This is a genomic window from Ensifer sp. ENS03, assembly GCF_014852035.1.
Taxonomy (GTDB): Bacteria; Pseudomonadota; Alphaproteobacteria; order Rhizobiales; family Rhizobiaceae; genus Ensifer; species Ensifer adhaerens.
The window spans coordinates 46034-64793 of sequence record NZ_JACVAV010000008.1; the positions used below are offsets into that span (position 1 = coordinate 46034).

Annotated in this window: 12 protein-coding genes; 8 read left to right on the forward strand and 4 right to left on the reverse strand. The window is 61.6% G+C overall.

Translation table 11 applies throughout. The features are described 5' to 3' along the window. Nucleotides 1-19 precede the first annotated feature (19 nt). The 7 genes from IB263_RS24220 (at nucleotide 20) to IB263_RS24250 (ending at nucleotide 9674) form a co-directional block, all read left to right on the forward strand. A complete protein-coding gene (locus IB263_RS24220) occupies nucleotides 20-1300 on the forward strand; it encodes an HlyD family type I secretion periplasmic adaptor subunit (protein ID WP_226020765.1) in 1281 nt (426 codons plus the stop codon). A 766-nt stretch (nucleotides 1301-2066) separates the two neighbouring features. Continuing rightward, on the forward strand, nucleotides 2067-4220 hold the full coding sequence (locus IB263_RS24225) for a nucleoside-diphosphate sugar epimerase/dehydratase (RefSeq protein WP_112984713.1): 2154 nt from the start codon (nucleotides 2067-2069) through the stop codon (nucleotides 4218-4220). A 39-nt stretch (nucleotides 4221-4259) separates the two neighbouring features. After that, the gene (locus tag IB263_RS24230; protein ID WP_192439130.1) at nucleotides 4260-5483 is read left to right on the forward strand and encodes a glycosyltransferase family 4 protein; all 1224 of its coding nucleotides are present in this window, start codon (nucleotides 4260-4262) and stop codon (nucleotides 5481-5483) included. Nucleotides 5484-5695: 212 nt separating this feature from the next. Further along, on the forward strand, nucleotides 5696-6826 hold the full coding sequence (locus tag IB263_RS24235; RefSeq protein WP_060610250.1) for a glycosyltransferase: 1131 nt from the start codon (nucleotides 5696-5698) through the stop codon (nucleotides 6824-6826). Nucleotides 6827-7170: 344 nt separating this feature from the next. After that, nucleotides 7171-8022 carry an ATP-binding protein gene (locus IB263_RS24240; protein WP_127890614.1) on the forward strand — a complete coding sequence of 284 codons (852 nt, stop codon included), beginning with the start codon at nucleotides 7171-7173 and terminating at the stop codon, nucleotides 8020-8022. A gap of 260 nt (nucleotides 8023-8282) precedes the next feature. Beyond that, nucleotides 8283-9194 (forward strand): NAD-dependent epimerase/dehydratase family protein, encoded by a 912-nt coding sequence (locus tag IB263_RS24245; RefSeq protein WP_192439131.1) that lies wholly within the window; start codon nucleotides 8283-8285, stop codon nucleotides 9192-9194. A gap of 186 nt (nucleotides 9195-9380) precedes the next feature. Beyond that, complete coding sequence (locus tag IB263_RS24250) at nucleotides 9381-9674, forward strand: hypothetical protein (RefSeq protein WP_110819752.1); 294 nt, start codon at nucleotides 9381-9383, stop codon at nucleotides 9672-9674. A gap of 15 nt (nucleotides 9675-9689) precedes the next feature. Here the strand turns inward: IB263_RS24250 and IB263_RS24255 are convergent, their stop codons facing one another. From IB263_RS24255 to IB263_RS24270, 4 genes are read right to left on the reverse strand one after another with little or no spacing between them, the layout of a single operon-like run. Then, on the reverse strand, nucleotides 9690-10256 hold the full coding sequence (locus tag IB263_RS24255; RefSeq protein ID WP_192439132.1) for a GNAT family N-acetyltransferase: 567 nt from the start codon (nucleotides 10254-10256) through the stop codon (nucleotides 9690-9692). Beyond that, on the reverse strand, nucleotides 10253-10789 hold the full coding sequence (locus IB263_RS24260; RefSeq protein ID WP_060610265.1) for a phage tail protein: 537 nt from the start codon (nucleotides 10787-10789) through the stop codon (nucleotides 10253-10255). Before IB263_RS24260 ends, IB263_RS24255 begins: the two co-directional genes overlap by 4 nt. 33 nt (nucleotides 10790-10822) lie before the next feature. Further along, a complete protein-coding gene (locus IB263_RS24265) occupies nucleotides 10823-11353 on the reverse strand; it encodes a phage tail protein (RefSeq protein WP_060529400.1) in 531 nt (176 codons plus the stop codon). A 21-nt stretch (nucleotides 11354-11374) separates the two neighbouring features. Beyond that, nucleotides 11375-11896 carry a phage tail protein gene (locus IB263_RS24270; RefSeq protein ID WP_060529399.1) on the reverse strand — a complete coding sequence of 174 codons (522 nt, stop codon included), beginning with the start codon at nucleotides 11894-11896 and terminating at the stop codon, nucleotides 11375-11377. Nucleotides 11897-12138: 242 nt separating this feature from the next. Between IB263_RS24270 and IB263_RS24275 the strand changes: the two genes are divergently transcribed. Further along, on the forward strand, nucleotides 12139-18645 hold the full coding sequence (locus tag IB263_RS24275; RefSeq protein WP_192439133.1) for a putative Ig domain-containing protein: 6507 nt from the start codon (nucleotides 12139-12141) through the stop codon (nucleotides 18643-18645). Nucleotides 18646-18760 lie beyond the last annotated feature (115 nt).

Consider the following 18760-nt stretch of genomic DNA (forward strand, 5'->3'; position numbering starts at 1 on the left):
CTCCTGGCGGGAGACAATCGTGACCGATACCGGGCTGGTCGCCCGGCTCGGCTATGGGACGCTTGTTCTCATCCTTGCCGGTTTCGGCTATTGGGCGGCAACGGCGCCGCTCTCCGGTGCCGCGGTCGCTTCCGGCACGATCACGGCCACGGGCCGCAATGTTCTCGTGCAGCATCTGGAAGGCGGGATCGTCAGCGAAATCGCGGTTCGCGAGGGCGATGCGGTCGCAAGGGGGCAGACGCTCGTGGTCCTCGACGACACCGTCGCCCGCACGCAGCTCAACCGCCTTGCCAAGCAATGGGTGGCGCTGAAGGCGCGGGAGGCGCGCCTTGCCGCCGAACGGGACGGCCGGCGGGACCTGACGATCGCGATCGGCAACGCGCCAGCCACGATGTCGGCCGCAAGCCGTGACCTGACCGAAGAGCAGGTGAAGGAGTTTCAGACCCGGCTTGCCCGCTTCACCTCCGAGACCGTTATTCTGCAGCAACGGGTCGAAAGCATCAACGATGCGCTCGATGGCCTGGCCGCGCAGAAGGCGGCCGTCGAGAAGCAGACGCAGATCGTGCGCAGTGAAGCCGAGCGAAAGTTCAATCTCCTGGAAAAGGGGCTGACGAACCGCACGGAGTACACGCAGCTTCTTCGCGTCGAAGCGGACCTGCTCGGCCAGGTCGGCATGCTGCAGGCAGAATCCTCATCGAGCCGCACCCAAGTCGCAGAAGCGCGTGAGCAGATCGAACGGCTGAAGACCCAGCGCGTCGAGCAGGCGGTGACCGCGATGAACGAGGTGAAGACCGGGCTTGCCGACGTGGAAGAACAAGTCGAAGCCGCGCGCCGTGTGCTCGAGCGCACCGTCGTCAAAGCGCCGGTGGACGGCGTCGTCGTCGCCTCGGTCTACAATGCCGTCGGCAGTGTCGTCGGTCCCGGCGAGAAGATCATGGAGATCCTACCGACAGGGGACTTGGTCGTCGACGCGCGTATTCATCCGCAGGACATCGACGTCGTCCATGTCGGTCAGCCGGCAAGGGTCCGCCTCTCGGCGCTCAATACCAGCTTGACGCCAGAGGTTTCTGCGACGGTTGCCCATGTTTCTGCCGACCGCCTCACCGATCCGGCGACGCGCGAGCCCTATTACAGGGCCGTGTTGCGCCTGGATACGCCGCTGCCGCCCGGCGTGCGCATGGAGCAGCTGCATCCGGGGATGCCGATCGACGCCTTTATCGAACTCGGCGACCGCACCTTCCTTGAGTATCTGATCCGGCCGATTTCCGACTCCTATCGACGCGCCTTTGCGGGGGAATGACCCCACAAGGTCTTTCCGGGGCGGGAATGCAGTGGGTCGACATTTAGACTGAGGTCGCAGGGACGCGCTCTTTGCATGTCCGGATGGCTGGTCCGTTTCCGGTGGTCGGCGAGTTCCTGTCGGCGCCCCTCGATCGTCACCTGAGAGCGGTTCCAGGCTGCATGCTGGGGTATTGGAGTGCCATTTCCAGATGCGCCAAGATTTATCCGATGTATATCCTCGGGTGTTCTTTCTAGTGTTCTGACCATTATTTCATGCGAGAAAATTATCGTCCATTTAATATTAAAAAAGACGCGGACTTGCTTTCGTATCTTAAGTTTTATGTCTTTCTTTTGAGCGGTGCATTCTGTCTCCTTGGTGATGGAATGGTCGCTAGTTAATCCCAAAGGATTATGGATTAATTTGCAGTAATACTATTGAGTTCTAAGATAATTAGGGAAATTGCTTTCGATAAAACGAAAAGATAATTTACACGCAGTTTTTGGCGTGCGAGAGTTTTGGCGAAGTTGGCGTATTTTATTGCTAAGACCAAAGCTTGTATCAGTGCATAGATAAAATAAATTTCAGGTAACTTTGTATGATCTGATCGATATCAGAAGTTTATTCCAAACAAATTCAACGAGACATGACGTCTCAAGGCGCGTCATTCGTCCGTCCGTTCTCGGCGCGGCGGTTGACTGGCGTTCTATGGATCGAAGGGTGTCGCATGCATCGCAACGAGGCCGCTGCCCAGCCCACGCAAGCCGTCGCCCCGTCTCCGCCGTCAATGGCGAGATACTGGGCAAGGTTCCTCACCATATTCACCTGGTTTGCTGCCGTCGGACGTGCGCTTCTGCGCCTGGCGGCAAGAACGACCGTATCGTCGGTCAAGCAGGTTCGTCGATCGCGCGTGCTCTATGCGATGGACATCGCGTCTGCAGCCCTGGCGCTCGTGGCCGCCTTTTTTCTGCGCTACGGCTTCGACGCCATGTCGACGCGACCGGAGCTTATCTGGGCGCTGCTAACGACCGGACCGCAATATCTTCTGGCCTGTGCGCTCGCTTTTCCGATTGCGGGATTGTACGCTCGCGACTGGCGCTACTGCTCCGTCTCGGACCTGCGCTCAATCCTTCAGGCCGTCTTGATCAGTTCGGCGGCGCTGGTGTTGATGTCGTTCTTTGCGAACCGGCTCCAGGATATGCCGCGAAGCGTTGTGCCGCTCGAGGCGCTGCTCTTGACCGCATTCCTTTCGGCTTCGCGACTGAGCTTCCGGCTCGACGAACTGGCGCTGCGCCCAACGCGGCGGCAGCCGATCGCCGAGGACAATGCCGACCGCATCCCGACCTTGCTCGTCGGCAGCGGCCATGCGGCAGATCTCTATCTGAGAGCGCTCCGCCGCGATCCACATTGCAGCCATAAGCCGGTCGGCTGCTTGGAAGTGACGCCGGAGCATACGGACATGACCTTGCGCGGCATTCCGATCCTTGGCGCGCTCAGCGATTTCGAAACTGTGGTCTGCGCACTCGCAGAAAGTGGACAGTTGCCGCGCCATGTCGTCTTTACCGAAGCGCTTTCGGCGTTCGGCGAAGCCGCTGAGGATGTGATGCGGCGCGCCGAAGCGCGTGGCATGACCGTATCGCGCCTGACGCAGATCACGGAACTCAAGAGCGCCAAGCAGGAAAGCCGTTTCGAACTACGCTCGATCGAGCTGACGGATCTTCTGGAGCGCCCGCAGGCAGCCCTCGACAACGAGGCAATTCTTCGCCTCGTCCGCGGTCGGCGCGTCCTGATCACCGGCGCCGGTGGTTCGATCGGCAGCGAACTCACCTTGCAGGTGGCGGCGCGTGAACCGGCCGAACTCATCCTCGTCGAGAACTGCGAATACAATCTCTATGCGATCGACATGGAACTCGGCGAGCGCTATCCGGCCGTCAAGCGGACGGCAAACCTTTGCAACGTCCGCCGGGCCAATCGCGTCAACGACGTCTTTGCCAAGTATCGGCCGGAATTGGTCTTCCATGCCGCAGCGCTCAAGCATGTGCCGATGGTGGAGCTTAACCCTTGCGAGGGCGTGCTGACCAATGTGATCGGCACGATGAACGTCGCGAACGCCGCCCGCCGCTTCAAAGTGCAGGCGATGGTGCAGGTGTCGACCGACAAGGTCGTCAACCCGACGAGCGTGATGGGCGGGACCAAACGGCTGGCCGAACTCTATTGCCAGGCGCTCGACCTTCATTGCCTGAAGAAGGGTTCCGGCCCGCGCTTCATGACCGTTCGCTTCGGCAACGTGCTCGGATCGAGCGGCTCGCTGATCCCGTTGTTCAAGCGGCAGATCGCCAAGGGTGGTCCGCTGACGGTAACAGATCCGCGCATGACGCGCTTCTTCATGACCATTCGTGAAGCCGTCGAACTGACGCTGCAGGCTTCGGCCTATGGTCTGGAAGGCGAAATCGGCAAGGGCGAGATTTTCGTTCTGGACATGAATGAACCGATCAAGATCATCGACATCGCCAAGCGGATGATACGCCTTGCCGGTCTGACGCCGGGCAAGGATATCGATATCGAGATCATCGGTCTCAGGCCCGGCGAAAAGCTCTATGAGGAGCTGTTCGACAGCGGCGAGCAACGCATCAGTTCACCTATTCCAGGTGTGCTCGGCGCGATGCCGAACGCCGTGCCCCTGGCGACGCTCAAGGAGATGTTCGCGCGCCTGAAGCTCTTTGCTGAACTCGGCGATCAGGCGATGGTCTTTGCGATCATGAACAGCCTCATTCCCGGCTTCGACAAACATCCGGCTGAAGGCACGGCTGGCGCGCCTTCTTCGGACGACGGGGAGGAAGTGGCCGCCGACGCCGATGCCGCGCATCTCACCGACGATGTCCTGCAAGCAGCGCTGTCAAGCCTTAGGCGAGGGCCGCCTTCGACGCCGATGCCGATGTGATCTGTACGATCTTTCGAACGCTTGTATGGAGCGCCCCTGATGTTGATTGACGCGAGCGACTATTCTCCGGTCAGGCTGCCGCCACAGCGGGCGGCTGCCGCCGCGGGATCGGCGGTTGCCGGCGTGGTTCCGAAACAGCGGATCGCGGTGCTTTCGAGCTACAGTCGCTCGCTCACCAATTTTCGCCTGGAGTTGCTGCGGCGCCTGGTGGAGGCCGGCCACTCGGTCCTGGCCGTCGGGCCGGAGCAGGACGAGGACGTCGTCCGGCAGCTTGCCGCGATCGGTGTAGAGTTCGTCCGCTCGCCCATGAGCCGCACAGGGCTCAACCCACTGACGGATCTCGCGACGCTCTGGTCCTACTGGCGGCTCTTACGCTCGCGGCAGATCGATGTCGTGATCCCCTATACGATGAAGCCGATCGTCTACGGCGGCATTGCCGCTCGTCTGGCCGGCGTCAAGCGACGGTATTTTCTCGTGACCGGCCTTGGCCATGTCTACTCGGACGCCGCAGGAAGGCGGTGGGTCGGGCGCCGCATCAAGCAGCTGAGCGTGCTGCTCTACCGGCTGGCGCTCAAGGGGGCCGGCGGGGTCTTTGCCTATAATCGTGCGGATTCGGCTGATATCGAGAGCTGCAGGCTGATTTCCGACCCGCGCGCGCTGACGCTCGTGCCGGGCTCAGGCGTCGACCTCGACCACTATGCCTTTTCGAGCCCGCCCCGCGGGCGCCCGGTTTTTCTGCTCGTCGCCCGGCTGCTGAAGGACAAAGGGATCAGCGAGTATGTCGAGGCTGCGCGCCTCGTTCGCCAGCAGTTCCCGGAGGCCGAATTTCGTCTTCTGGGACAGTTCGATCCCAGTCCGGCGGCGATCTCCGCTGAAACCATCGATGGATGGGTCAAGGACGGCAGCCTGAACTATCTCGGCGAAACCACGGATGTGCGCCCGCATCTCAGCGATTGCAGCGTCTTCGTCCTTCCGTCCTACTATCGCGAGGGCATACCGCGCAGCATTCTTGAGGCGATGTCGACCGGGCGCGCGATCGTCACAACCGATCTGCCGGGCTGCGACGAGACAGTGGTCGACGGGCTCAATGGTTACCTTGTGGAGCCGCGCAACGCCAAGCAACTGGCCGAAGCCATGTGCCGCTTCCTGAGGGCGCCTTCGCTGATCACAGACATGGGGCTCAGGGCTCGTGAACTGGCCCAGTCAAAGTTTGATGTGCATGCCGTGAACAAGCTGCTTCTTGAGCGCATGGCATTGATCTGACAGGAATATTTCATCTTGTCCAAAATAGTCGAGAGTGTTCGACAAGAAAGAACAACCGCGACGATGCTTTGTCAGCAACTTTTCGGCTGCGCGCGTTTCTAACGGTCAATGGGAAACTCATATTTTTCGATGTATACATTACTAATAGTTGTTGAGTTGATCATTGCTATGCATAATCGCCTTTGAGGAATATTTGAGGCGATCGTCTTACGATGGCGGGCAGCGTCGTTCACATCATCAACGACCTTAACGGAAACGGCGGCGCCGAGCGCCTGGTCGTGGAAATGGCGCAGCGGCAGGCGCGGTTTTCGGCAACGGTGATCGTGTGGAAGGGAGCGAACAACGAACTCCTGGAAGACGCGGCTTTTGCTGCAGTGACGATCATTGCGGTCAAGCTGTCGAGCCCCCGTTCGATTGCCAGAGCATGGCGCGCGATGCGGGCGGCGGACGTCGTGCACGTCCACCTGTTTCCGTCCCTCTATTTTTGCGCGTTTCTGCCTTTTCGGAAAATCTACACCGAACACAACACCTGGAACCGCCGAAGGGCGAGGCGGTGGCTGCGAGGTATCGAACGGTGGGTCTATGGCCGTTATGACTGCGTTGCGGCAATCAGCGCACCTGTCCGCGACCACCTGTCCGAATGGCTGGCGCCCATGGCCGCGAAAATCCACATCGTCGAAAACGGTGTCAGCCTGGACCGGTTTGCGTCGGCGCGCGACCGCAAGCCGAGAGAGGATGGGCTCTTTTACATAGGCATGGTCGGAAGTTTCACGGAGAAGAAGGACCAGGAAACCATCGTGCGGGCCCTGCAGCGGCTTCCGGACAATGTCCATGCGGTCTTTGCCGGTGTGGGGGACCGTCGACCGATCGTCGAGGAACTGGCCGGGGCTCTGGGTCTGCGCGAGCGCGTCCATTTTTCCGGGCTGGTCCGGGATATCCCGGCGTTCCTCAGCCGCCTTGATCTCTATGTGCAATCGTCCCATTGGGAGGGCTTCGGGGTGGCCGTGGTCGAGGCGATGGCGTCGGACCTGCCGGTCCTGGTCAGCGATGTCGGAGGGCTGGCCGTGGTCGTTGACAACGACGACTACCGGTTCCCGGCGAAGAACCACGGGCAACTCGCCGACCGCATTCGCGAACTTACCAGCGATGATGAGAAATATCGCAATGCGACGGCCTATGCGCGCCGCCGTGCACAAGGCTTTTCAATCGACCGGACCGTCTCGTGCTACGAGGACCTTTACGAGCTGATCAAGCCCGGTCCGCCGTCATTGACGGCGGCCGGCGCAGATGCCGGCGCCCCTCGGTTCCACCGTTCCTCGCACCCTTCACAGGACCTGCGCTGAGCAGTCGTTGCGTTCGGCCGGAGGAAAGCAGAGAAGAAAGAAGGCGGGCACGATCTGGCGAACGGGGGCATGGCATGACGCAGCGGCTCATTTGAAAGCAACTGCTGAAATGTAACTTGGAATCTCCGGGGGAGTTGGTATTATCCCTGCATTGTTTTCGAATATACTGAAATTAACTGTTGTCGTTTTCATGTTTTGGGAGCCGATGTCGGCCAATCTACCCTCGGGATCACTGTAGCGGGCGCTGAGCCCCTGTCTGGAAAGGCAGGCGGCAAAGTATTCGGTCGCTGCCAGATGCCCTCTGGGTTCGAGAGCCGCAGGCAATTTTTACAGGTTGTCCGACCATGGTGATGAGCGCCCGACAATTTTATTCTGGAAATGACGGCTCGACGGACTGGGTTCGGGAGTCGGAGTTCTTCGCAAAACTGAAGATGCGAAACGGCACCTTCAAACTCACGCAGCCGTCGCGCTTTCGCGAGCTGGAAACCGCATTCAGGCCCTTGCTTTCGCAGCGGGCGACGCAGTTGCGGGAGGTGCTCGATGTCGGTGTTTCTACCGGTGTGACGACGGTCGAGCTATTGCGATACCTGGAGGCCTGCGGGGCGAAGCCGAAGATCACAGCCACCGATCTCTTCATCGACGCGCACATCGTCGAGGTGGCGCCGGGGGTTCGCGTTCTTGCCGATCCGGAAGGCTGGCCGCTTCAATATGATGTCGCCGGTCTTGCGATCCGGCCCTGGATCCGACGGCTCGACTATGTCTCCCTTGCCTTCATCCCGCGGCATCTGGCGAAATCCATGCTGCAGCCGCGCCTGCGCGCGCTGATCCGCAGCGGAAGGAGCGAGCCGGTCCAGATGATCACCCGGTCGTTGTCGCGTGACGATTCTATCGCGTTTGTCGAGGATGACATCATGCGGCGCTCACCGGATTTCGCCGGCCGCTTCGATCTCGTCAGAGCAGCGAACATTCTCAACAGGAGTTACTTCTCTGCCGCGCAGATCCGGTCGGCAGTGTCCAACATTCGATCCTATCTGAGCGGCGCCGGAAGCCTGCTGATTGTGACCCGGACGAACGAGAAGGGTGAAAACGGGGGCACGCTTTTCGAAGTGGGCGCCGACGGCACGTTCACGGTGCTGATGCGCGTCGGTTCCGGATCGGAGGTCGAAGACCTGATCCTCGGCTGTCCAGCGCCCTGACGCTCTCCCTATAGGTCTTCTCGAGGGCAAGCCTTAGCCTTGTTCCTTCTCAAGTCTCTGCGAAACGGTAAACCTGGCTGCGGGAGCCTTGACGCCGCCTGGGCGACAAGGAAGATTGCAACCCAGACGGAAGGTCCGGTCACGGACGCACTGGCCGAGTGCCGGTCGCGCTCCACGGTCGGCTCGGCGGCTCAGGAATCCACCTACACTTAAGATCCAGGCGCCTCCGATCGCGATGAGGTGTCGCGAGGGAAAACGGCTTGAACAGGATACTGGTTACCGGTGGAGCCGGCTTCATTGGCGCGCACCTCGCGCGTCGGCTGGTAAAGGCCGGCCATGACGTGACCGTCCTTGATGATCTGAGTTCGGGAAAGCGAGAAAACGTCCCGCAGGCTGCCACCTTCATCGAAGGGTCGGTGCTCGACCGCGACGCCGTGCGCCGTGCGCTCGCCAATGTGGACGCCTGCATCCATTTGGCGGCGATCTCCTCGGTCGAGCGATGCAAGCGGCAACTGACGTCATCGCACGCAATCAACATAACGGGGTTCCTCACGATCATCGAGGAACTTGCCCACTCCGGGGCTCATTTTCCGCTTGTCTATGCCTCATCGGCTGCGGTTTACGGGGCAAGCCAGGAATTGCCGCTTTCGGAAGCCGGACGTTGCATTCCGTTGTCGCCTTATGGTGCGGACAAGCTTTCCTGCGAACTTCACGCGCGGTCTGCCTATGAGGTCTACGGCATAGCGAGCCTGGGTCTGCGTTTCTTCAACGTGTACGGGCCGGGGCAGGATCCATCGTCTCCCTATTCCGGAGTGATCGCGAAGTTCGCCGAACGGCTGGAGCGCGGTGAAAACATCACGATCCATGGGGATGGCCGTCAGACCCGCGATTTCGTCCATGTGGACGACGTTGTGGAGGCTGTGCTGCACGCGCTTGGCCGCTGGGACACGGGCGCGCGCATCGTCAATGTTTGCAGCGGCGTCGAGACATCGATCAGCGACCTTGCACGGATCATGATCGAGGAAACCGGCAGCCGCTCGGATATCACCTATATCGACGGCCTTTCGGGTGAAGTCAGGCGCTCGCGGGGGTGCGTCGAATCGCTTCACGCAAAACTGGCCTATCGCTGCGTGACCGACCTTCGGGCCGGGCTCGCGCGACTGCTGCAGTGATCTCGATGGCAGAGCGGGCGGCGATGCTCGCCTGCTGCGGAGTGGGGGCGATCGCGCTATTGGCGTCCTCTTGCTGTTCAAAGCATGGTGCGTGCCATTCCTCGCCCTTGAGACTTTTGTGTTCAACTTCCATGGTGTAGAAACGCCGGAAACGACCCAAACGGGAATCATCGAGGGGATCTGCGCATGGAACTGCTGACGCTTCAACATTTCGCGGGTTGCGTCGGTCAGGAGTTCGATCTGTCCCTTGGTGAGAGCACGGTGCCTTTGACACTTGCGGAAGCCACACCCGGTACGACGCCGATCTTGCCGGGCATGCTTCGCGCGCCCTTTTCGCTGATCTTCCGCAGCGGTTCAGCGATCGTGCTGCCGCAACAGATCTACCGGCTTAAAAATGCGTCGCTCGGCGCACTGGACATTTTTCTCGTGCCAGTTGCCCGCGACAAGCAGGGTATTGTCTACCAGGCCGTTTTCAATTGACGCTGAAGTGGGCGGTCAGCGGGGCTCCGCTTCGTCGAAATCGCCGGGCGACCACTCCATCTTGATATGCGAGCCGACATCGTTGATGCCCCGAAATCCAAGGCGCTGATAAAGTGCTTGGGCTCGAAAGTTTCGTTGTTCGACATGCAAGGTGAGAACGCACGCCTTTGAGGTTGCGGCCTCACGCTGAATAGCCGTCAGTAAGGCTGTGCCTTTGCCCTGGCGGCGCCACTCAGGCAGGAATCCGATGTCGACGATGAGCCAGCGCTCCTTTTCCGCGTCCAGATAGAGCCGGCCGACCGGCTTGTCTCCGATTTCGACAACGAGATAGTCCGCGTCCGGATAGACCGACCGGTAGTGGCGATGTTGGGCGATAAATTGTTGTTCGAGAAAGACCTGCTTCTGCTCAGGCGACCATGGCACGGCCGCCAGTTCGTCCGCCCGAAACGACGAGTAAAGCTCGAGCAGGAACGCAATGTCGTTCGTGCAGGCATGGCGCAGGGAAGTGCCCAGCACCTCCAATCGGAGTGGATCAGACCGGATCGGAAAATCGACCGCGGCAATGTCAGTGTGCGGCTTCACCCGAACGACGGAAAGTTGCCGTTAAGCGCGATGCAGAAATTTACCGCCAGGTAGGGCTGTCGGTTTTCGTGCGGGAGGTTTCCACCCGACAGACCGATCATGGAAGGAGCAAACTGGGCATCCGGTTGGGCAGTGCTCACCGCCATGACCGTGTGCTCCGTTGGCAGACTGAGCGAGTTTCCGGCAGACGGCGTACTCGCTCTTTTCGTCCCGTCTGTCTGGTTGTAGATGGTCAGTGAATGCGTATGTGCCGGCATTTCAGTTGAAAGCAGGGTAACATTCTGTGTCCCGAAGACCTCTCCGATCGTCCGGGGCGTAAGACCTGGACCTGTCCCCTGATTGCACGGTGCGCGTCCGGCAAAGTTCGGCAACTGGAAATTGCTCTGACCGTTGCCGCCATACGACGTGCCGATGAGCGAGAACAACGCCGTATTTTGCTGGATGGGCATCAACGGTCCGTTGCAGAACGCCCAACCATAGGGTGCGTAATTGAAACTGAAGAGCTGGATCTCGCCAATGAAAGGCTCTGTCATTCTTATCCCCTTATTGTGAAATACAGGCCCGAATCAACTTTGCTGCGGAAAGATTCCGTATAATGCAATGCAAAAGTGCGTCGTCAGCGTCGGCATCGTGTTGTCATGAGGCTGACTGCCGCCTGTGGGGCTGGTCGAATTCGGCGACGTCCCGCGCCCGGTCAGGCCGCTCACGTCCGTTGCGTAGAGTGTGTCGCTGGCAACCGCTCCTAACATGACAGTCGGCCCGACCGCCGTGGCGTCGGCAGTGGCCGTCGTTGCGACTATCGGGTGGCCATGCGGTGGGAGTTGGGTGCTGACCAGTGTCACGTTTTCGGTGCCAGCAATCTGACCGAGCACCCGCGTCGTCAGGCCCTGACCCGTGCCCCAGTGCATCGGCACGCGGCCGCGTAGGTCAGGCACACGAAATGTTGACTGGCCGTCTCCGCCGTAGGTGGTCCCGAGCAGCGTGTAAAGCATCTCATATTCCGCGATAGAAAGCAGCGAACCGTCGCAGGTCTGCCAACCGGTGGGAACCCGGGGGAACCCGAATATCCGTATTTCCCCGACATAGGGAGTGCTCATGCTTACCTCCGGTGGCTGAGTTCAGTTGCGCGACGGGTAGACGCCCGACAGCGCGATGCAGAAGTTGATGACGTTGAAGGGTTGCATATTCGCGTGCGGCTGCCCACCGCCCGCAGGCGCGATGCTCTGGGACGATAGAGGGACCTCAGACCCACCGGGTTGCGCATAAATCGGCAGAGTTGTCGTACCGAAGAGCGACGGGGCACGTTGATCTCCAACGGTCGTCGTTCCATTACCCTGATGGAGATGAGAGGGGATCTGCTGCGTATTTAATGTCACGGTCTCCACGCCTCCAATCTCCGCCATCGCGGTGGTAGGTTGCCAGCTTGGATCGACAGAATTGCCGTACGAAACAGGCGCGCGGCCTTGCAAATTTGGTAGCATGAAGTTTGTAGTGCCGTTGCCACCGTAGAATGTGCCCAGCAGGGAAAACAGGGCCTGGTTCTGGGCGATTGCCATCACCTGACCGTTGCAGAGAGCAAAGCCCTTCGGCGCGAAACCAAATCCGGTCATCATGATCTGTCCGACATAGACCTCGGTCATCGCTGCCCCTTCCCGATAAATCTTAGCGACTCTAGTTTGCGCCTTTCGCGCACTCTCCCTTATAACGCGCATCTTGGGAAGAGTGTATGCGGACTCTTTTTTGTTTGAATTCCCGCAAAAGTAGCACTAGTCATGGTTGTGTGACTCGAATTTTCGTGTCAAGCAGTCCGTGGGGTTGGAAGGGACTGATCGTGGCGATGGGCTCGCGTCCACGAAACGCGCAGTGCGTACAGGGGCAGGACATGTTTCACCAGATCTTTGGTCGGGCAGGCGCTGGACGCGGTCACCTTGCGCTGCTCTTTTGTTTCCTCACGGTCCTTTTCCTGGCGGCGATGGCACCTGTGTCTTCGGCGCAGGCTGGCCTCTGCGGAACAACCCAGAACGTGACGGTGCAGTCCGGCGGGAGTGTTACTATCACCTGTTCTGATTGGGGGTTCATCCAGCCTGCGGTCCAAAACCCTGCCCATGGTAGCCTGTCGTTCAACATTCCGCTCACCAACCAGTTGGTCTATGCCAACAACGGTGACGGTACGATGTCCGACACGTTCATCGTGAAAGACGACGACGCCACGCCGGTTACCTTCAATGTGACCGTCGTGCCGGTGAGTTCTCCCTTGACGGTTACCCCCGTTTCCCTGCCTGCACCCGCCATCAGCAGCGCCTACAGCCAGACGATCGCAACGACGGGCGGGGTGGCGCCTTACACCTACGCCCGTGTCGGCGGCGCGTTGCCTCCGGGGCTGACGCTCTCTTCCGCCGGTGTGCTTTCCGGAACGCCGACCGGTTCGGGTCCGTACAATTTCACCGTGCGTGTAACGGATTCGACCGCGCCGACACCGATCACCTTCGACAAGAGCTATGGTGTGACAATCGCAGCGCCCGTGATCGACGTGACGCCGGACAATCCGCCAGATGGTGGGGTTGGCGTACCATATAGCGTCCAGTTTACAGCGAACGGTGGCACGCCGGGATATACCTACACACGCGACACCGGCACCCTGCCCAGCGGCTTGAACCTTTCGTCAAGTGGCCTTTTGTCCGGCACGCCGACTGCGGCAGGAAGTTTTACCTTCAAACTGAAAGTCCAGGACAGCACGACGATTTCGACCGGTGGCGTCCATTTCCTGGCGCAGGACGTAACAGTCATCGTCAACTCCTTTCCACCGGTGACGATCAGCCCGGCGAGCGGCGCGCTTCCTGCCGGAACGGTTGGCAGCGCCTATTCGCGGACGATTTCGGCCAACGGCGGCTCGGGCGCGATCACCTATGCGCTGGCATCGGGCTCGTTGCCGGCAGGCCTTGGGCTGAACGGGTCAACAGGCGTCATTAGCGGCACGCCGACTGCTGCGGCGATCGGGACTGCAAACTTTACCGTCACGGCCACGGCGGCGACCTCTGGCTCGGCCACCGCGAACTACTCCATTGCCGTCAGTGCGCCGCCCGTAGTGCTGACGCCGGCAAACAACACCGCCTTGTCAGGTGGAACGGTGGGCGTTGCGTATTCGAACACGTCGATTTCCGCCACGGGCGGGGTCGGAGCTATGACCTACGAAGTTTCGGCAGGTTCACTGCCGTCCGGTCTCAGCATCAATCCATCGACCGGCGCGATTACTGGAATGCCGGCGGCTGGTGCGTACGGGACCGCCAACTTCACGGTGAAGGCCACGGCCGCAACGGTCGGGTCGGATTCTAAAAACTATTCGATCACGATTGGGGCGCCACCGGTGCTGATGTCGCCGCCGGGTGGTGTGTTGGCGAGTGGTGTCGTAGACGTCGCCTATCCGGGTGTGACAATCCTTGCGAACGGCGGATTGGGCACGTTTTCCTATGCGGTGACATCCGGCTCTCTTCCGAATGGCCTCAGCTTGAGTTCGGCGGGTGAGATTTCGGGCACGCCGACGGCTGCGGGATACGGCACGGCGAACTTCACGATCACCGCGACAGGCTCGATCGGCGGCTCCGGGTCTGCTGCCTACAGCATCGCGATTTCGGCGCCACCGATGACGCTGACGCCCGCGGCCGGCGCATTGACGGCTGCGATGGCGGGGGCGGCTTACTCCGAGACTTCGATCGCCGCGCTGAATGGGCTCGGGGCGGTAAGCTACTCTGTAGCATCGGGCACCCTACCGCCCGGTCTTGCTCTGGCGCCGGCAAGCGGCGCGATCACCGGCACGCCAACGGTTGCGGGCGCCTTTGGCTTCACCGTGACGGCCACCGACATGCATAGCCGGACGGCCAGCGAAAGTTACAGCATCAATGTCGCAGCAATCGCTCCTGATGCTCCGACTGGGGCCGCGGCGACGGCGAATGATGCTAGCGCACGTGTGAGTTTCTCTGCGCCTGCCTTTAATGGTGGCAGCTCGATTACAGGCTACACAGTTACAGCGAGCCCGGGCGGCGTTACCGCGACGGGACCGTCAAGCCCGATCGACGTCACTGGCTTGACCAACGGCACGAGCTATACGTTTACGGTTACCGCCTCCAACCTTGCCGGGACGGGTGTCGCTTCCGGCGATTCCAACGCCGTGACGCCGAAAGCGCCGCAGACGATCACGTTTGCCAACCCCGGTTCCCAAACTTTCGGTACGACGCCAATCTTGACGGCAACGGCGAGTTCCGGCTTGCCCGTCACCTTCACGTCCGCGACGGCTGGTGTATGCACAATCGATCCCGGCGGTGAATTAGCCTTCCAATCGATGGGTACTTGCACCATTCACGCTGACCAAGCCGGTGACGCGGCCACTGAGGCTGCGCCACGAGTAAGCCAAACCTTCGTGGTGAATGCGGTTGCCCCGGCGGCGCCGACGGGAGTTGTTGCGACGGCTGGCGACAGCCAGGCGATGGTTGCCTTTGTTGCGCCCTGGAGCAGCGGCGGGGCGCCGATCTCGCGCTACGTCGTCACCTCGAGTCCGGACGGCATCACCGCGAACCACACGACGAGCCCGATCGTGGTGACTGGGCTGACGAACGGCACGAGCTATACGTTTACGGTGGTCGCCGAAAACAGCGCCGGTCCTGGCCCTGCGTCGGCCGCCTCCAACGCGGTGACGCCGCGCACGATCCAGACGATCACCTTTGCCAATCCGGGTGCCCAGAACTTCGGCACGACGCCGACCCTGACGGCGAGTTCGGACTCAAGCCTGACGGTGAACTTCACCTCGTCGACGACGGCGGTCTGCACGATCAGTCCCGCTGGACTTCTGACCTTCGTATCGATCGGCACCTGTACCATCAACGCCGACCAGCCCGGCGACGGCACCTATCTGCCGGCAACGCAGGTTAGCCGATCGTTCGTGGTCAACGCGATTGCGCCGGGCGCGCCGACCGGCGTTGTAGCCACGGCCGGCAACGCCTCGGCCGAGGTCTCCTTTGCCGCGCCGGCCAATACTGGTGGTGCGCCGATCACCGGCTACACCGTCACAGCCAGCCCCGGCGGCCTGACCGAGACGGGCCCCGCGAGTCCGCTCACGGTGGCCGGCCTGACGAATGGCACCGGCTACACGTTCACGGTGACGGCTGCCAACAGCACTGGTACGGGGCTCGCGTCCGGCGCCTCCAATTCTGTCACCCCGAAGGGGCCGCAAACGATCATCTTTTCCAATCCCGGACCTCAGAACTATACGACGCCGGTGAACCTGATCGCGAGCGCCAGTTCCGGGCTCCCTGTGGCCTGGCAATCCATGACGCCCAGCGTCTGCGTCGTCACTTCAAGCGGTGCGGCAACCTTCCGCAACGGCGGCACCTGCACCATCGAGGTCTCACAGGCCGGCGACGGCGCCTATCTGGCGGCACCCAGTGTCAGCCAGTCGTTCGCGGTCTCGGCGCCGATCTTTGCCTTTTCACCGGCTGCGGGCTCACTGCCGGTTGCAACCGTGGCGACCGCCTATAGCGTGAGCTTCACGGCCACGGATGGCACATCGCCCTATAGCTTCGCGATCGCGAGTGGCGCCTTGCCGGGCGGGCTTTCGCTCGCGTCGTCGGGCGTTCTTTCGGGCACGCCGAACGAGGACGGTACCTTCGCCTTCACGATCGCGGCCACCGATGCCTATGGTGCGACCGGGACCAGCGGCAGCTACAGCCTGATTGTTCGGGTGCAAGCGCCGATTGCCGGAGCAACGACGAAGACGGTTGCCGCCAACTCGACGGCGAATGTCATTGCGCCCAATCTTTCCGGTGGCGCTGCGGCTTCCGTAACCGTCACTACCGCGCCATCACACGGCACTGCCACGGTGGCTGGAACGTCGTTCAACTATACGCCCGCCGCGGGTTTCTCCGGTACTGACACCTTCAGCTACACCGCAACGAACGCGACCGGGACATCGGCGCCGGCGACGGTCACGGTGACGGTGTCTCCACCGATCTTCGCCTTTACGCCGCTTCCGGGACCGCTTCCCGGGGCGACAGTTGCCCAGCCCTACGATCAGACGATTTCGGCGACCAGTGGAACCGGGCCTTACAGCTACGCGATCACCGGTTCGCAGCCGCCTGGCCTGACGCTCGCGGCCAACGGCCGCCTGTCGGGCACACCGACGGTGGACGGCAACTTCAACTTCACGATCGAGGCGACCGACGCGAACGGCGCGACCGGCTCTGTCACCTATAGCTTGGCAGTGGCGGTTGAGGCGCCGTCGGCCGGTGCGGTTGCGCTTACGGTTGCCGCAAACTCGACGGCAAACGTCATCTCGCCCAGCATTTCGGGCGGTGCAGCCGCATCGCTCGCGATCGCAAGCCCGCCGTCGCGCGGCAATGCGTCGGTGTCCGGCTTGCAGATCCTCTATACACCCCAACCCGGCTATTCCGGCGCCGACAGCTTCACCTACACGGCGACGAATGCGACTGGCACATCCACGCCGGCAACCGTCACGGTGACGGTCTCGCCGCCGGTGCTCGTCTTTTCTCCGACCGGTGGCACGCTTGCGGCCGCCGTCGCCGGGGTTTCCTATAGCCAGAGCCTGACGGCCAGCGCCGGCACGGCACCCTATCTGTATCAGGTTACATCCGGGGCATTGCCGGGCGGACTGACGCTCGATCCAGTCAGCGGCGCGATCTCCGGGCGACCGGGCGCCGACGGCGACTTCGCCTTCACGGTGACGGCGACGGACGCCAACGGGGCGACGGGGCAGGCGAGCTATCGCATTGCCGTCGTCTCGGCCAACATCGTCTTCAGCCCGGCGGCCGGCAGCCTTCCGGATGCCATGGTCGGTGAGGCCTATTCCGCGCCGATTTCCGCAAGCGGCGGCACCGGTGCCCTGATTTACAGCGTCAAGAGCGGCACTTTGCCAAAGGGCATGGTGCTCAATGTCTCGACCGGCGAACTGACCGGGCCGCTGGCCGCGGATGCGGTGCCCGACACCTATCGCTTCACCATTGGCGTCGTCGACAGCCGTGGCGCCAGCGGTTCGGCGGCCTATACGCTCAAACTCAACCCGCGTGCGGTGACGGCGCCCAGCATCGTCGTCGACGTGCCCGCGGGCACGACACCGAACAACGTCTATCTCAACGCCGGTGCCACCGGCGGTCCGTTCACCAGTGCCGCCGTCGCCTCGGTCTCGCCGCCGATCGCTGGCACAGCCGAGATCATCGAGGGCGAGCTTGCAGCCGCCGGCAGCTTTACGCCGGTCGGCTATTATCTAAAGTTCACGCCCAATCCGTCCTATTCCGGTTCGGCGGTGGTTAGCTACACCTTGAGAAGCGCACTCGGTACGTCGGGTGCTGGAACTGTCACTTACAAGATCGCACTGGACCGTGTCGCAGCCGGGGAAGAGATCGACGGCCTGGTGCGCGATTTCGTGCGCAACCGGCAGAGCCTGCTGTCGTCGACGGTCAAGGTCCCGGGGCTGATCGAGCGGCGACGGGCGGCGATGAGCACCGATCCGGTGACGACGGCGGTGACGCCGTCGGAGAATGGCGCGCGCCTTGGGTTTTCCAGCAGCCTCACGCAGATCCAGGCGGCGCGCGACGCAGCCGACGCGGCGGCTGCCGGCCAAACCTTCGTGAAGACCGATCAGCCCTTCGACGTCTGGATGGATGGCAGCTTCCTGTTCCACAAGGACAAGGATGACGACAGTGACAAGTGGGGCAACTTCGCCCTGTTTTCGATCGGCGCCGATTACCTGATCAGCGAGCGGGCGCTGGTCGGCCTGTCGTTCCACTACGACTACACGAGCGACCCGACCGACGAGGACGCCGAACTGACCGGCAATGGCTGGCTTGCCGGTCCCTATGCGTCGTTCGAAATCGGACAAGGTGTGTTCCTCGATGCCAACTTGCTCTATGGCGGCTCCTCGAACGACATCGATACCGGTATCTTCACCGGCACCTTTGACACGACCCGCTGGATGGCGGACGTCAAGCTGACCGGCGAGTGGCAGCTCGACGAGATCACGGTGCTCACCCCGAAGCTCAGGGCCGTCTACTTCAACGAAGAGGTCGACGATTACACCGCCAGGAACGCGCTCGGAGAGACGATCGACCTCAAGGGGTTCATCGAGGAGCAAGCCCGCTTCAGCATCGGTCTTGATGTCGAGCGGACGCTGGAACTGGAAAACGGCCTGATCCTGTCGCCGACGGTCGGAGCGGATGTCGGCTTTGCGTCGCTCGATGGCGAAGGCCTGTTTGGCCGGGTCTCGGCCGGGCTCGCGCTCAGCAACAACGACAACTGGGGCCTCGACTTCTCGCTGCTCTTCAACATCGAGGGCGACGGTTCGCAGGCGGCTGGTGCGAAAATCGGTGCGCGCGTCCGGTTCTGACGCCCACGAGGTCTATACGGAGGTATCGCGTTGCGATTGACGCGATACCGATAGATGAGACGGCGCTGGACCGATACTTCCGTTCCAGTTCACGAGGCTGCCGGCGGTAAACCGG

Coding starts and splice junctions, on each gene's coding strand:
- IB263_RS24275 (WP_192439133.1), top strand. CDS start 12,139: ATGTTTCACCAGATCTTTGGTCGGGCAGGCGCTGGACGCGGTCACCTT.
- IB263_RS24235 (WP_060610250.1), top strand. CDS start 5,696: ATGGCGGGCAGCGTCGTTCACATCATCAACGACCTTAACGGAAACGGC.
- IB263_RS24270 (WP_060529399.1), bottom strand. CDS start 11,896: ATGACCGAGGTCTATGTCGGACAGATCATGATGACCGGATTTGGTTTC.
- IB263_RS24225 (WP_112984713.1), top strand. CDS start 2,067: ATGGCGAGATACTGGGCAAGGTTCCTCACCATATTCACCTGGTTTGCT.
- IB263_RS24265 (WP_060529400.1), bottom strand. CDS start 11,353: ATGAGCACTCCCTATGTCGGGGAAATACGGATATTCGGGTTCCCCCGG.
- IB263_RS24230 (WP_192439130.1), top strand. CDS start 4,260: ATGTTGATTGACGCGAGCGACTATTCTCCGGTCAGGCTGCCGCCACAG.
- IB263_RS24250 (WP_110819752.1), top strand. CDS start 9,381: ATGGAACTGCTGACGCTTCAACATTTCGCGGGTTGCGTCGGTCAGGAG.
- IB263_RS24240 (WP_127890614.1), top strand. CDS start 7,171: ATGGTGATGAGCGCCCGACAATTTTATTCTGGAAATGACGGCTCGACG.
- IB263_RS24260 (WP_060610265.1), bottom strand. CDS start 10,789: ATGACAGAGCCTTTCATTGGCGAGATCCAGCTCTTCAGTTTCAATTAC.